13 protein-coding genes are annotated in these 13,255 nt (G+C 65.3%); 7 read left to right on the plus strand and 6 right to left on the minus strand.

Going from position 1 to position 13,255, the window contains the following annotated elements:
* The first annotated feature begins 179 nt into the window (after positions 1 to 179).
* Positions 180 to 1,157 carry a bile acid:sodium symporter family protein gene (locus tag KFK14_RS01875; RefSeq protein ID WP_212609663.1) on the plus strand — a complete coding sequence of 326 codons (978 nt, stop codon included), beginning with the start codon at positions 180 to 182 and terminating at the stop codon, positions 1,155 to 1,157.
* On the opposite strand, the gene KFK14_RS01880 is transcribed toward KFK14_RS01875, so the two are convergent.
* On the minus strand, positions 1,144 to 1,917 hold the full coding sequence (locus KFK14_RS01880) for an N-formylglutamate amidohydrolase (RefSeq protein WP_212609664.1): 774 nt from the start codon (positions 1,915 to 1,917) through the stop codon (positions 1,144 to 1,146). The two genes, KFK14_RS01875 and KFK14_RS01880, sit on opposite strands and share 14 nt — an antisense overlap.
* 54 nt (positions 1,918 to 1,971) lie before the next feature.
* The gene (locus KFK14_RS01885) at positions 1,972 to 2,151 is read right to left on the minus strand and encodes a DUF6771 family protein (RefSeq protein WP_212611292.1); all 180 of its coding nucleotides are present in this window, start codon (positions 2,149 to 2,151) and stop codon (positions 1,972 to 1,974) included.
* Between the two features lie 235 nt (positions 2,152 to 2,386).
* Here KFK14_RS01885 and KFK14_RS01890 point away from each other — a divergent pair, with 235 nt between their 5' ends.
* Complete coding sequence (locus KFK14_RS01890; protein ID WP_212609665.1) at positions 2,387 to 3,829, plus strand: hypothetical protein; 1,443 nt, start codon at positions 2,387 to 2,389, stop codon at positions 3,827 to 3,829.
* Between the two features lie 5 nt (positions 3,830 to 3,834).
* On the plus strand, positions 3,835 to 4,455 hold the full coding sequence (gene maiA, locus KFK14_RS01895; RefSeq protein WP_212609666.1) for a maleylacetoacetate isomerase: 621 nt from the start codon (positions 3,835 to 3,837) through the stop codon (positions 4,453 to 4,455).
* Between the two features lie 90 nt (positions 4,456 to 4,545).
* Here the strand turns inward: maiA and KFK14_RS01900 are convergent, their stop codons facing one another.
* The gene (locus tag KFK14_RS01900; RefSeq protein WP_070158045.1) at positions 4,546 to 4,911 is read right to left on the minus strand and encodes a PRC-barrel domain-containing protein; all 366 of its coding nucleotides are present in this window, start codon (positions 4,909 to 4,911) and stop codon (positions 4,546 to 4,548) included.
* Between the two features lie 225 nt (positions 4,912 to 5,136).
* Here KFK14_RS01900 and KFK14_RS01905 point away from each other — a divergent pair, with 225 nt between their 5' ends.
* The 4 genes from KFK14_RS01905 to KFK14_RS01920 all read left to right on the plus strand — a co-directional run bounded on the left by KFK14_RS01905 (position 5,137) and on the right by KFK14_RS01920 (position 8,635).
* Positions 5,137 to 5,571: an OsmC family protein gene (locus KFK14_RS01905; RefSeq protein ID WP_212609667.1), complete on the plus strand. Its 435-nt coding sequence runs from the start codon at positions 5,137 to 5,139 to the stop codon at positions 5,569 to 5,571.
* Positions 5,568 to 6,026: a DUF4126 domain-containing protein gene (locus KFK14_RS01910; RefSeq protein WP_212609668.1), complete on the plus strand. Its 459-nt coding sequence runs from the start codon at positions 5,568 to 5,570 to the stop codon at positions 6,024 to 6,026. The genes KFK14_RS01905 and KFK14_RS01910 overlap by 4 nt, the downstream gene beginning before the upstream one ends.
* Complete coding sequence (locus tag KFK14_RS01915) at positions 6,023 to 7,402, plus strand: FAD-containing oxidoreductase (RefSeq protein ID WP_212609669.1); 1,380 nt, start codon at positions 6,023 to 6,025, stop codon at positions 7,400 to 7,402. The genes KFK14_RS01910 and KFK14_RS01915 overlap by 4 nt, the downstream gene beginning before the upstream one ends.
* 225 nt (positions 7,403 to 7,627) lie before the next feature.
* Positions 7,628 to 8,635: an LLM class flavin-dependent oxidoreductase gene (locus tag KFK14_RS01920; protein WP_212610982.1), complete on the plus strand. Its 1,008-nt coding sequence runs from the start codon at positions 7,628 to 7,630 to the stop codon at positions 8,633 to 8,635.
* Here the strand turns inward: KFK14_RS01920 and KFK14_RS01925 are convergent.
* The 3 genes from KFK14_RS01925 to groL form a co-directional block, all read right to left on the minus strand.
* A complete protein-coding gene (locus tag KFK14_RS01925; protein WP_343227782.1) occupies positions 8,540 to 9,754 on the minus strand; it encodes an acyltransferase family protein in 1,215 nt (404 codons plus the stop codon). The two genes, KFK14_RS01920 and KFK14_RS01925, sit on opposite strands and share 96 nt — an antisense overlap.
* A gap of 254 nt (positions 9,755 to 10,008) precedes the next feature.
* A complete protein-coding gene (locus KFK14_RS01930) occupies positions 10,009 to 11,046 on the minus strand; it encodes an MlaA family lipoprotein (protein ID WP_212609670.1) in 1,038 nt (345 codons plus the stop codon).
* A 428-nt stretch (positions 11,047 to 11,474) separates the two neighbouring features.
* A complete protein-coding gene (gene groL, locus KFK14_RS01935; protein ID WP_212609671.1) occupies positions 11,475 to 13,127 on the minus strand; it encodes a chaperonin GroEL in 1,653 nt (550 codons plus the stop codon).
* Positions 13,128 to 13,255 lie beyond the last annotated feature (128 nt).

Genomic DNA, 13,255 nt, shown 5'->3' on the forward strand with positions numbered 1-13,255 from the left:
TATCCCAAACCGTTCGCGCTGAGCTTGTCGAAGCGCCCTGCTGAACGTAGTGAAGCACTTCGCTCTGCTCAGTGTTGTCCTTCGACTTCGCTCAGGATGAACGGGGGGAAGTCATCCTGCCCATCAGAACCGGTGGCCTTATACCTCGCATAATGTCCCCGCCCCATCGAAAGGCTCCGATGCGCCACCATATCAAGGGCCTGTTCGACCCCTATATTCTCGCCCTGCTGGCGACCGTCGCGCTGGCGTCGGTCCTGCCGCCGCGCGGCATGTGGGTCGGCGTGCTGGATGCCGCCGCCGATGTCAGCATCGTGCTGCTGTTCTTCCTCCACGGCGCGAAGCTGTCGCGGGAGGCGATATTGGCGGGGGCGGGCAACTGGCGGCTGCATCTGGCGGTGCTTGGCGCCACCTTCCTGCTGTTTCCCGCGCTTGGCGTCGGCATCGCCGCGCTTCCCGGACTGACCCCGGTGGTGGCGACCGGCATGCTGTTCCTGACGCTGCTTCCGTCCACGGTGCAATCGTCCATCGCCTTCACCGCCATTGCGCGCGGCAATGTCGCCGCCGCCGTGTGCAGCGCCTCCTTCTCCAACCTGCTCGGCATCTTCGTGACGCCGCTGCTGGCCGCCCTGCTGCTGGGAAGCAGCGGCGCGTCGGTGTCGCTTTCGTCGATTGAGAAGATCCTGCTGCAACTGCTGCTGCCCTTCGTCACCGGGCATCTTCTGCGCCCGTGGATTGGCGGGTTCATTGCGCGGCACAAGGGGATGATCGGCTATGTCGATCGCGGCTCCATCCTGTTGATCGTCTACACCGCTTTCGGCGCGGCGGTGGTCGAGGGACTGTGGCGTCAGATGCCGCCCGCGACCGTCTTGCTGATCGGCGTGCTGAGCGCGGCGCTGCTTGGCGTGATCCTGTTCGCCACGCGCCTTGCCGGGCGGCTGCTCGGCCTGTCGCGGGAGGATGCGATCGTGCTGCTGTTCTGCGGCTCCAAAAAGAGCCTGGCGACGGGGGTGCCGATGGCCGGCGTGCTGTTCCCCGCCGCCGTCGTCGGTCAGGTGATCCTGCCGCTGATGCTGTTCCATCAACTCCAGTTGATCGCTTGCGCCCTGATCGCCCGGCATCTCGGCGCGCAGGCCGACGCCCGCCCTATATCCGGCTGAACGCCGCCGTCAGCGCCTCGGCGATAATCCCTGCCCAACGGTCCTGCCCGGCCGGATCGCCGATCAGGTCCTGCCGCACCTCGATCTCGACATAGGGCATGGCCGTGGCGAAGGCGTGGCGCGGCACCGTGTGATCGGTGCCATCCATGCGATAGGGTTCATTGTCCCCCACCACGATCCCGCCGCGCGCCTGCAGAACATCCAGCATGGCAATCGCGAACCGCTCGTCCCCGCCGCCATGCAGCACCCCGATTTCCCATGGCCGTTCAAAGCCTTGCATGATCGGCGTGAAGCTGTGGAGGGACACCAATACCCTCGCATTCCCCATCGCTTTATCCGGCGCGATCGCCTGCTTGATGGCGTCCTGATAGGGGTTGTGGATCGCCGCGATCCGCGCCGCCGCCTCGTCCGGCGCGATCGCCTGATTGCCGGGAATGAGTGTGCCGTCCGACACCGCCGGTATGGCTTCGGGCGACCGGGGGTCGCGATTGCAGTCGATCACGAGTCGCGAATAGCTCTGGTGGATGAACGCCGCGCCCAGCATGCGCGCCAACGCCTCGCCCAACCCTCTGACGCCGATGTCGCAGGCAATATGCCGCGCCATGTCCGCCGCAGACACGCCCAGTGACCCCAGCCGGGCAGGAACCGCGATCCCGGCATGATCGCCGATCAGCAGGAAGGGCGAATCGCCGGCGGCCGGCACCGTCGCCACCGGCGGCGGATCATCCGGGCTGAGCCAATCTATCCGGTATTGCGCCATGGTGCGGGCATGCGCCCGCCCGTTGCGCTAGTCCAGCCCGCCCCGGCAAGCCGGTCAGTCGGCGTGGTCGACGGCCAGGTCCGCGCTTATCCCTGCGGCGATCATCGCCGCCAGCGTTTCTTCCGCGCGCGACCGCAGCGAAGGGTCGGAGGAGGAGAGGTCATGGCGCACCCATTGGGGCGCGCGGCTCAGCACAGTTCCGATCAACCCGCTCAATTCTTCTTGTGTCATCATCCCCCCTCACCAGATATTTGCGGCGTCATCAAGACAAGCTGTTGTGGTTAAAAGCTTAATCGGGATGATTGCCCCGCGTTGGGACATGCGGCGGATGGAATGAAAAGTTGACCGCTTTGGCATCATCCTGTCGAAACGCCCATTGCCTTCGGGCTGCGCTCGGCTACGGTAATTGCGGACGGACAACGACATGCGCCGGGGTGGGGTGTCGTAAGTCCGGGGGCTACAGGATATTATGATGGGGCAAAAGGCGGCGGTGGATCGCGATTTCCCTTGGCGGCGCTTGTCGCTGCTGGCCGGGCTGGCGTTTCTCTGGCCGGCTCTCGTCAACGGGATGCCCTTCCTTTTCTACGACACGCCCGGCTATCTGGGCGGGGCCAATGCGCTGGCGCACGGGCTTTTCGGCGCGAAGCTGGACTGGACCGCCGCGCCGGTCATGCTCGGCCGGTCGATCTATTATGGCAGCTTCCTCTATCTCAGCCTCGCGCTGGCCGGTTTCTGGCCCGCCGCCATATTGCAGGCGGCGCTGACGGGCGTCTGCGTCGTCACCTTCCTGCGATATTTCGTGCCGCTGCGGGTCGGCGGGCTGGTGCTGGGCGTGGTGATCGCCGGGCTGATGCTGCTGGCCTGCACCACCCTGCCTTTCTTCGCGACCTTCATGATGCCGGATCTGTTCAGCGGGCTTGCGCTGCTCAGCGCGACGGCGCTGCTGCTGTTCTGGAAACGGGATGGCTGGCGGCGGCGCGCCTTCTGGATCGGCGTCACCGCCGCTGCCGCGCTGTTCCACCCGACCAATGTGCCGATCCTGCTGTCGGTCGTCGCGGTATGCATCCTGCTGCATTATATATTGGAGGTTCCCCGGCCCTGGCTTTCCGCCGCCATCGTGCTGGCTGCGGCGTCGAGCGGCATAGCGGGGGAGGCGATCTTCTCCGCGGGCGTCGACCATGCGATGGGGCAACCGCCGATCCGCCCGCCCTTCGTCACTGCCCGGTTGACCGCCGATGGTCCCGGCACCCGTTATCTGCGCGACACCTGCCCGAAGAACGGCTTCCTCCTGTGCCGCTATATCTCGCGCCTGCCGCTGCCCAGCGACTATTTCCTCTGGAGCCGGTCAAGCGCGGATGGCGTATTCCGCGCCATTCCTCCGGCGCAACGCCGCCAGCTCGCGGCGGAGGAAACCCGCTTCGTCATCGCAACCGTGCTTCACCTGCCGCTCGAAACCATCAGCAAATTCTTCGAGGGCGCCTACAAGCAGATGAACCGCACCGGCCTCAACGAATTCAACTATGGCTGGATCGAGCGGGGCTTCTTCAAGAACAACCTGCCGCCCCACATCTATGACCAGACGGCGCAGACCAGGGCGTTCGAACTGAAGGTGCCCGCCTATCAATTTGCCCGATTCACCCGCACGATCGCGATCGTCTCCCTGTTCATATGTCTGTGGGCCATGTTCGACCGGAACATCCCCAAGCCGCTGCGCATGGCCGTGGCGATGATCCTGTGCGGGATCATCGTGAACGCCTTCATCTGCGGCGGGCTTTCGGGCGCGCATGACCGCTATCAGGCGCGGGTGATCTGGCTTGCGCCGTGGATCGCCTATCTCGCGCTGCTCGCCCGCATCTTCGGGCCGAAGACGGTGCGGGAAGCGGCCCCTGCGCCAGCGCAGGCGCAAGGCTGACCACCATGAAACTGCACGGCTATTTCCGGTCCAGCGCCTCTTTCCGCGTCCGCATCGCCCTCAATCTGAAGGGGGTCGCCTATGAGGATATTCCCCATCATCTGGTGAAGGGGGAGCAGCGCGCGCCGGACTATCTGACCGTCAATCCGCAGGGGCTGGTTCCCGCGCTGGAGGCGGAGGGCGCGGTGCTCACCCAGTCACTGGCGATCTGCGAATATCTGGACGAACGCTATCCCGATCCGCCGCTGCTGCCCGGCGACGCCATCGCCCGCGCCCAGGTCCGCGCCTTTGCCCAGGTCATCGCCTGCGACATCCATCCTGTGCAGAATCTGCGGGTGCTAAAGCGCGTCAAGGCGCTCAGCGACACCGGGACCGCGCATCTATGGGCGCGGGAAACGATTGAGGAGGGGCTGGCCTCCTGCGCGGAACTGATCGCCGCACAGCCCGGTCCCTACTGCTTTGGCGCGGCCGTCACGCTGGCGGACATCTTCCTGATCCCGCAGCTTTTCAACGCCCGCCGGTTCGACGCAGCGATCCCTGACCGGCTGCTGGAGGCGGAGCGGGCCTGCCTGACCCTCGACGCCTTTCAACGCGCCCTGCCGCAGAACCAGCCCGACGCCGAATAGCCGGTTCAGCCGGGCGGGACGATCATTTGGCGCAGAAGGCCGTTCCCGCACGGGGGCGGGGGGACGGCCCTGCACGCATCCCGGCCGCCATCACCAGGGATAGGTCAGCCCGTAATAATCATAGACGTTGCGGCCATAATCCCGGTTGTAATCCGGCTCGCGGCCGCTTTCGTAGCGCGGCGCATTGTCGAGCAGGCTCTTGTCCAGATCGATCACATAGCCGCTCTTGTTGATGTCGTAGGACAGCATCGACCAGGGCAGCGGATAATGATCCTTGCCCATGCCCAGAAAGCCGCCGAACGACAGCACGGCGTACCGCACGCTGCCCGACTGCTTGTCGACCATGAAATTGGACACCGACCCCAGCCTGTCGCCCTGCCGGTTATAGACCGCCGTACCCTCCACCTTGTTGGAGGCGATCAGCGTGGACGTCTCGTCATTTGCAACATCGGTCATATGGTCCTCTCTTTCCCGTAATAGGATTTGCTTATTCTTGGGTAACGGGAGCGCGGCGGCGCTGTTCCCATCGTTACGGAAGCGATTGATTTGGCACGGCGGCTGGGCAATCCTCCGGCCTCAGGACAGGATGCGCAACGGGAAAGGCGAGTCGCCCCGCACAGGCCGTAACCAAATGCCCGGAACCGCGTTGCATCCTCTCACCAACAGCAGGAGATCGACCTTATGAAAATCCATCGCAAGGGATCGGCCGAATGGGCCGGCGGCCTGAAGGACGGACGCGGCGCCATCTCCACGCAGAGCGGCGCGCTGAGCGCCTATCCCTATGGCTTCGCCGCCCGGTTTGAGGGGCAGCCCGGCACCAATCCGGAGGAGTTGATCGGCGCGGCGCATGCGGGTTGTTTCACGATGGCGCTCTCGCTGATCCTTGGGGAAGCCGGTCTGACGGCGGAGAAAATGGATACGACGGCGGTCGTGACGCTGGAGCAGGGAGAGGGCGGCTTTTCCATCCCCGCCATCGCCCTGACGCTGAAGGCGAAGATCCCCGGCGCGGACGACGCGACGTTCCAGGAGCTTGCCGCCAAGGCGAAGGCGAACTGCCCCGTATCCAAGCTGCTGAAGGCGGCGGAGATCACTCTGGACGCGGAACTATTGTCATGATCCTGGGGCTGGCGCTCGCCATAGGGGTCATCGCGGGGCTGCGCGCGATGATGGCCCCGGCCGCGATCAGTTGGGCCGCGCAGCTTGGGCTGATCGACCTGTCCGGCAGTTGGCTGGCCTTTCTGGGATACCGCTTCACGCCCTGGATATTCACCGCGCTGGCCGTGGTGGAGCTGATCACCGATCAGCTTCCCTCCACCCCCAGCCGCAAGGTGCCGCAGCAGTTCGGCGCGCGCCTCCTGCTCGGCGGCCTTAGCGGCGCAGCGATCGGGGCGTCTGGCGGCGCGCTTGCGACGGGCGCGGTGCTCGGCATAGTCGGGGCGATCATCGGCACCTATGGCGGTGCGGCGGTGCGCGCGCGTCTGGCCGCCATGTTCGGGCGCGACCTGCCCGCCGCGCTGATCGAGGATGTGGTGGCCATCGCGGGCGCCTACGCCATCGTCTCCCAGCTATGAGCGCCGCGCAGCCGGAAGCGTTCGACGCGATCATCGTCGGCGCGGGGCAGGCGGGGCCGTCGCTGGCCGGGCGGCTGACCGGCGCGGGGCGGAAGGTTGCGCTGATCGAGCGGCATCTGGTCGGCGGCACCTGCGTCAACACCGGCTGCATGCCGACCAAGGCGCTGGTCGCCAGCGCCTATGCCGCCTATCTCGCCCGGCGCGGCGGCGATTATGGCGTGATGATCGACGGGCCGGTGCGGATCGACATGGCCGCCGTCCACAAAAGGTCGCATCAGGTCACGCTCAACGCCCGCCATAATAATGAGAGATGGCTGGAGGGGATGGAGGGCCTGACCTTCCTGCGCGGCCATGCGCGCTTCACGGCTCCGCATGTCCTGCAGGTCGGCGAGCGGATGCTGACCGCGCCGCAGATTTTCCTCAATGTCGGCGGCCGCGCGGTCATTCCCGACATGCCGGGGCTGGCGGACATATCTTACATGACCAACAGCGGCATATTGGCGCTGGATCAGGTTCCTGGGCATCTGATCATTATCGGCGGCAGCTATATCGGCCTGGAATTTGCGCAGATGTTCCGCCGCTTCGGCGCGGAGGTGACTGTCATCGAGCGCGGCCCCCGCCTCATCACGCGCGAGGATGAGGATGTCAGCCAGGCGGTCCGCGAGATATTGGAGGCGGAGGGGATCAGCGTCCTGACCGATGCGGCGGACATCGCCTTTGCGCCGCATGCCGATGGCGCGGAGGTGACCGTCAATGGCGCGACCATCACCGGCACCCATGTCCTGCTCGCCATCGGCCGCCGCCCGAATACCGACGATCTTGGCATCGACAAGGCGGGGGTGGCGCTCGACGCGCGGGGCTATATCACCGTCGACGATGGCCTGCAGAGCAGCATGCCGGGGATATGGGCGCTGGGCGACTGCAACGGGCGCGGGGCCTTCACCCACACCGCCTATAATGATTTCGAGATCGTCGCCGCCAACCTGCTCGACGGGGATGCGCGCAAGGTCAGCGATCGCCTGATGGGTTATGCGCTCTATATCGATCCGCCGCTCGGCCGCGTCGGCATGAGCGAGGCGGAGGCGCGCAAGGCCGGTCACGACATACTCGTATCGAAACGCCCCATGACCCGCGTCGGCCGCGCCGTCGAGAAGGGGGAGACCAAGGGTTTCATGAAGGTCGTCGCCGATGCGGCCAGCAAGCGCATATTGGGCGCGGCGATCCTGGGCACGAATGGCGATGAGGCGATCCACGGCATTCTCGACATGATGAACGCCGATCAGCCAGTATCTACCCTGCAATGGGCGGTGCCGATCCATCCCACCGTGTCGGAATTGATCCCGACCGTGCTGGGGGATTTGAAGGCGAACGGGTAGAGGTGCGGGAAGTGGGTGACGAATCGCGACAGTCGGCCGCTGGCCTCCATCTTTGTCCGTCATCCCGGCGAAAGCCGGGATGACGGAGGAGTTGCATCGCAAACCCGATGAGCAGCGGCGCTCTCTTTCTTCTGGAGTGCGGTGAAATATGGGGCAGCCGGTTTCCTTAAAATCCTCCCCCCAGGCAAGGGTAGCGATTTGCAACTGACACCTTATATTGCCCCCATGACGAAATTCTCCCTGCTCGACCTCGTGCCCGTTACCGAGGGTAGCGATGTGTCCACCGCCCTGATCCGCGCCGCGGACCTCGCCGTCCATGCCGAGGCTTTGGGCTTCCACCGCTATTGGGCGGCGGAGCATCATGGCATGCCGGGCGTTGGCAGCGCGGCGACGGCGGTGGTGCTTGCCCATGTCGGCGCGGCGACATCGACGATCAGGATTGGGGCGGGCGGCATCATGTTGCCCAACCATGCGCCGTTGACCATTGCCGAGCAGTTCGGGACGCTCGCCGCGCTGTTCCCCGGCCGGGTCGATCTGGGGCTGGGCCGCGCGCCGGGGTCCGACCAGCGAGTGATGATGGCGATGCGCCGGACCCTCGCCAGCGACGCCAACCAGTTCCCCCGCGACGTGATGGAGCTGCAGGCCTATTTCGTGGGCGACGACAGCCCCGGCTTCCAGGCGACGCCGGGCGCAGGGGCGGAGGTGCCGCTCTGGATATTGGGGTCCAGCCTCTATGGCGCGCAACTCGCCGCCGCGCTTGGCCTGCCCTACGCCTTCGCCTCCCATTTCGCGCCCGATGCGCTGGACGAGGCGCTTGCCATCTACCGTCGCGACTTCCGCCCTTCGGCGCAATTGTCCCAGCCCTATGCGATGGCGGGGTTCAACATCTTCGCGGCGGATACGGCGGAGGAGGCGGAGACGCTGGCGACATCGATGATGCAGATGTTCGTCGCGCTGCGCACCGGCACGCCGGGCAAGCTGCCGCCGCCGGTGCCGGGCTATCGCGCGACCCTGCCGCCGCAGACGCGGATGATGCTGAACGGCGTGTTCAAGGCGTCGAGCATCGGCACGCAGGCGGATGTCGCGCGCGACCTGTCCGCCTTCATCAACCGTACCGGCGTGGACGAAGTGATCGTTTCAAGCAGTATGTTCGACCATGACGCGCGGAAGCGGTCGCTTGCCATCGCCATGGACGCTGCCCGCGCGATCAACGGCGCGCAGGTCGCGGCCTAGCCGTCCGCCGCTCAGGATGCGGGCTGCGCCCGGCGACACCGCGCTGAGCAGCTTGGCGAAGGCGATGGCGAAAGCGAGGGTCAGGAAGGGCTGCAACAGCAGGAAGGCGGGATAGGCCGGCGAGCCGAGCGGCCCCGTCCAGCGCCCGATAATCGGCGCGAGGGTCCAGATCAGGATCAGGTGCCCGCAGAACATCAGGAACATGTACGGCTCGACCCGTTTCAGCGTCGCGGCGGCGAAGGAGTCCGCCAGGCCCCAGGCCACCCGCCAGAACAGCACGGCCGCCGCCACCCGCGTCACCAGATCGACCGCCGCCATCGGATGCCCCTGATTATCCCAGAAGGGCACGTCATAGAGCGACAGCGCGACCTTGACCGGCAGCAGCAGCAGGAAGGGCAGCAGGGCGAGGCCGAAGGACATGTTCGCGACCTTCTGCTCCAGCCGGACCCGGCGCACGATCATGCCGAGCGTGAAGAAGGCGAGGATGGAGGTGCGCATCAGCACCGGCTGACCAATGCCCGCGACCCAGCAGATCGCGGCGGCGGCGGACAGGACACCCAGCGCCCAGGTCGGCGCGCGCACCAGCAGCGGCGCGACGAGCATGCACAGGAACAGGTCGCGCAGGAACGGCATCTGCACGCTGATGTCGGGATTGCGGGTCAGGATGAAAAGCTCCTGCATCACCCATTCGAAGGTGTGCGGAACGGGCGCGGGCAGGGTGAACAGGATCGCCGTGCCGCTGACGATCAGGATTGCGAGCGCATTCCACAGCACCATCGGCAGCAGAATCGTCCGGGCCTTGTGCCGGACATGCGGCCACCAGTTGCGGCTCTTGGAGGACGCCATGACCAGCCAGCCGGAGATGAGGCCGAGCAGCGGCACCGCGCTGCGGCCCAGCCCCTCCATCAATATCCAGCGCAGCATGTCCTGCCCGCTGCCATGCATGGCGTACAGCGCCTGCGCGTCGACACCGGTCCAGGCGTGGACATAGACGACACCCAATATGCAGATGACCCGCGCGATGGCGATGCTGTCGGACAGGCGCGCGGCCGCTGGCGCTGGGCGTGCCGTCATGGCGGCATAGGGGAGCGGCAGGGTTGCGGCAGCGTTCACGGTCATGGCTTTCATGCTTGCCTGAACAGAATGAGCCGTAATCTGAACGGTTTCTGACTTGGGGTGAGCCGTGGCGGTGGCGGGGTGAGTTGGCCTGGCGAGCGTTTGTGGTGGGGGTGCCGATGTTCCTCCAAGGCCGTCATCCCGGCGAAAGCCGGGATTCATCTCGCCTTCGGCACAGCTTTGAAATGGGGCGCTTTGGGTCCCGGCTTTCGCCGGGATGACGGAGGAAGGACTCTATGCCTCAAGCCGCTTTTTGTTCACTGAACTTCCGGCGCCTTCGTCGCGTCCTCCTTGCCATCGGGCACGCGCAGCCCCGGCCCGTAGACCGGCACGACGTCCGGCGTCACGCGGCCGTGCAATGCCTCAATCTCCGCCTTCCGCTGGTTGAGGTACAGCTCCCGATAGGCGGCATAGGGGCGGTCCTCGGCGCGGATTTCCTGAATCCGTTCGTCGAAGGCGGCGCGCTCGCCCACCTGCTGCAGGATCATCGAAGGAATGACATAGGCGGGCCGGTTGAATGGCTTTCCGACGGCCAGCGGCACGATCATATTATCCACCGTATCGCCGATGACGTCGCGCAGCGTGGTCGGCCCGATGATCGGCAGATACATATAGGGGCCGGGGCCGACGCCATAATAGCCCAATGTGTTGGCAAGCCCGTTGGGCCGGTAGGGCAGGTGGAAAGGCTTGCGCTTGGCGACGTCGAACAGGCCCGCCATGCCGAGGGTGGTGTTCAGGCCGAAGCGGCCGACCGTCTCGAACGCTTTCCCGGGCTTGAACTGCGCCAGATAGGCGACCGCGACGACCGGCTCCCCCAGATTGTTGAAGAAGTTGCGCAGCCCCTTGCGGACCGGCCTCGGCAGGCCCTTGTTATAGCCCTTGGCGATCGGTTCGACGACGGCCTTGTCGACCGACTGGACCGCCTGAAAGCTCTTTTCATTGACCCGTTCGAGCGGGTCGCCCGGCGGCGGGCCGTCCCGTCCCGTCACGACGATATCGTTCTGCGGAGTGTCGGCGGATGCCGGGGCGGGTGTGGCGGCAACGGTGGCGGGCTGCGCGGGTGGCGTTACGGGCGGCGGGCTGGCCGATGGCGGCGTTGAGGGCGTTGTCTGAGCTGTCGAGGTCTGGATGGCAGGGGCCTGAACAGTCGACGGCTGAACAACCGGACCCGCCGCTGCCGCCTGATCGGTCGCATCCGTTTGCATGAACGGGGCGGCGGGAAAATGGGGATGGGAGGCGCCGGGGGACGTGGGCGTGACGATCATCATGCCTGTGACGGCGGCGGCAAATAGCATATTTATGTCCTTCGCGGAGACCCTGCCCGCTAGATAGAGGCGGTCCCCTTCCGCTCAAGTTCCGCGCAATAATATTTCGAGGATGGGGTATTTTTCCGCGCCGTGGTGCAGGACCGACCCTGAACGGAAGATGATCGCCTGCCGCTTCTCCAATTTCGGCGAGGAGGCGTTTAATGATTATCTATCCTCCGTTCGCCCTGAGCGAAGTCGAAGGGCTTTGCTGAGCGGAGGCGAAGCTTTTGGCCTCGTTACACTCGGCGGGGGGCTTCGACTTCGCTCAGCCTGAACGGACCAGGCAAACCGTCAGTCCCCAATCCATCCATACCGGCAGCCATCCGCGGCTATGTAAAACCGCCCCAACAGAAAAGGGCCGGTGAGTTTCCCCACCAGCCCCTTCTTTGCGTGCCTTAAGCTGCCGAGCGCAAGACTTAGAAGTCCATGCCGCCCATGCCGCCCATTCCACCCATGCCGCCGGGCATGCCGCCCATGGCCGGCTTGTCTTCGGGCGTGTCCGAGATAGCCGCTTCGGTGGTGATCAGCAGACCGGCGACCGATGCCGCGTCCTGCAGGGCGGTGCGAACGACCTTGGTCGGGTCGATCACGCCAGCCTTCACCAGATTCTCATAGGTGTCGGTCGAGGCGTTGTAGCCCTTGGTCTCGTCATTCTCGCGCAGCAGGTTGCCGGCGACGACGGCGCCGTCGACGCCTGCGTTCTGGGCGATCTGCTTCACAGGCGCGGTGATCGCCTTGCGGATGATGTCGATGCCGCGGGTCTGGTCGTCATTCGCGCCCTTCAGGCCGTCGAGGGCCTTGGTGGCGTAAAGGAGGGCCGTGCCGCCGCCGGGGACGATGCCTTCCTCAACCGCTGCGCGGGTGGCGTGCAGGGCGTCGTCGACGCGATCCTTGCGCTCCTTGACTTCCACTTCGGTCGAACCGCCGACCTTGATCACGGCAACGCCGCCGGCGAGCTTGGCGAGGCGCTCCTGGAGCTTCTCACGGTCGTAATCGCTGGTGGTGTTCTCGATCTGCGCACGGATCGCTTCGACGCGGCCCTTGATCGCGCCGGCATCACCCGCACCGTCGACGATGGTGGTGTTGTCCTTGTCGATCGAAACGCGCTTGGCGGTGCCCAGCATGCCGATGGTGACATTCTCAAGCTTGATGCCGAGGTCTTCGGAGATCATCTCGCCCTGGGTCAGGATCGCGATGTCCTCAAGCATCGCCTTGCGGCGATCGCCGAAGCCGGGAGCCTTGACGGCAGCGACCTTCAGGCCGCCGCGCAGCTTGTTGACGACGAGCGTGGCCAGAGCCTCGCCCTCGATATCCTCGGCGATGATCAGGAGCGGACGGCCCGACTGAACGACGGCTTCCAGGATCGGAAGGATCGCCTGCAGGTTCGACAGCTTCTTTTCGTGGATCAGGATATAGGGGTCCTGAAGCTCGACGAGCATCTTTTCCGGGTTGGTGATGAAGTAGGGCGAGAGGTAGCCGCGGTCGAACTGCATGCCCTCAACGACGTCCAGCTCGAAATCGAGGCCCTTGGCCTCCTCAACGGTGATCACGCCTTCCTTGCCGACCTTCTCCATCGCCTCGGCGATCTTCTCGCCAACGACGGTGTCGCCATTGGCGGAGATGATGCCGACCTGTGCGACTTCCGAAGAACCGGCGACCGGCTTCGAACGGGCCTTCAGATTCTCGGTCACCTTGGTGACGGCGAGGTCGATGCCGCGCTTCAGGTCCATCGGGTTGATGCCGGCGGCAACCGACTTCATGCCCTCGCGGACGATGGCCTGGGCCAGAACGGTCGCGGTGGTGGTGCCGTCACCGGCGATGTCGTTGGTCTTGGAAGCGACTTCGCGGACCATCTGCGCGCCCATATTCTCGAACTTGTCCTTCAGTTCGATTTCCTTGGCGACGGTGACGCCGTCCTTGGTGATGCGGGGAGCGCCGAAGCTCTTGTCGATGACGACGTTGCGGCCCTTGGGACCCAGCGTCACCTTGACCGCGTCGGCCAGGATGTCGACGCCGCGCAGGATGCGTTCACGCGCGTCGCGGGAGAATTTTACGTCTTTTGCAGCCATGAGATAATACCTCTGCTTGAATGTGAAATCTAAAATCCGTTCGGGCTGAGCGAAGTCGAAGCCTTCCACTGAGCGGAGCGAAGTGACCTCCCTACGGTCGGTCGAACCCTTCGACTTCGCTCAGGGCG

The sequence above is a fragment of the Sphingobium phenoxybenzoativorans genome (assembly GCF_018286635.1).
Classification (GTDB): domain Bacteria; phylum Pseudomonadota; class Alphaproteobacteria; order Sphingomonadales; family Sphingomonadaceae; genus Sphingobium; species Sphingobium phenoxybenzoativorans.

Bases quoted from the DNA above. Each gene is read 5' to 3' on its own strand.
- KFK14_RS01875 (WP_212609663.1), top strand. From the start codon at position 180: ATGCGCCACCATATCAAGGGCCTGTTCGACCCCTATATTCTCGCCCTG.
- KFK14_RS01880 (WP_212609664.1), bottom strand. From the start codon at position 1,917: ATGGCGCAATACCGGATAGATTGGCTCAGCCCGGATGATCCGCCGCCG.
- KFK14_RS01885 (WP_212611292.1), bottom strand. From the start codon at position 2,151: ATGATGACACAAGAAGAATTGAGCGGGTTGATCGGAACTGTGCTGAGC.
- KFK14_RS01890 (WP_212609665.1), top strand. From the start codon at position 2,387: ATGATGGGGCAAAAGGCGGCGGTGGATCGCGATTTCCCTTGGCGGCGC.
- maiA (WP_212609666.1), top strand. From the start codon at position 3,835: ATGAAACTGCACGGCTATTTCCGGTCCAGCGCCTCTTTCCGCGTCCGC.
- KFK14_RS01900 (WP_070158045.1), bottom strand. From the start codon at position 4,911: ATGACCGATGTTGCAAATGACGAGACGTCCACGCTGATCGCCTCCAAC.
- KFK14_RS01905 (WP_212609667.1), top strand. From the start codon at position 5,137: ATGAAAATCCATCGCAAGGGATCGGCCGAATGGGCCGGCGGCCTGAAG.
- KFK14_RS01910 (WP_212609668.1), top strand. From the start codon at position 5,568: ATGATCCTGGGGCTGGCGCTCGCCATAGGGGTCATCGCGGGGCTGCGC.
- KFK14_RS01915 (WP_212609669.1), top strand. From the start codon at position 6,023: ATGAGCGCCGCGCAGCCGGAAGCGTTCGACGCGATCATCGTCGGCGCG.
- KFK14_RS01920 (WP_212610982.1), top strand. From the start codon at position 7,628: ATGACGAAATTCTCCCTGCTCGACCTCGTGCCCGTTACCGAGGGTAGC.
- KFK14_RS01925 (WP_343227782.1), bottom strand. From the start codon at position 9,754: ATGACCGTGAACGCTGCCGCAACCCTGCCGCTCCCCTATGCCGCCATG.
- KFK14_RS01930 (WP_212609670.1), bottom strand. From the start codon at position 11,046: ATGCTATTTGCCGCCGCCGTCACAGGCATGATGATCGTCACGCCCACG.
- groL (WP_212609671.1), bottom strand. From the start codon at position 13,127: ATGGCTGCAAAAGACGTAAAATTCTCCCGCGACGCGCGTGAACGCATC.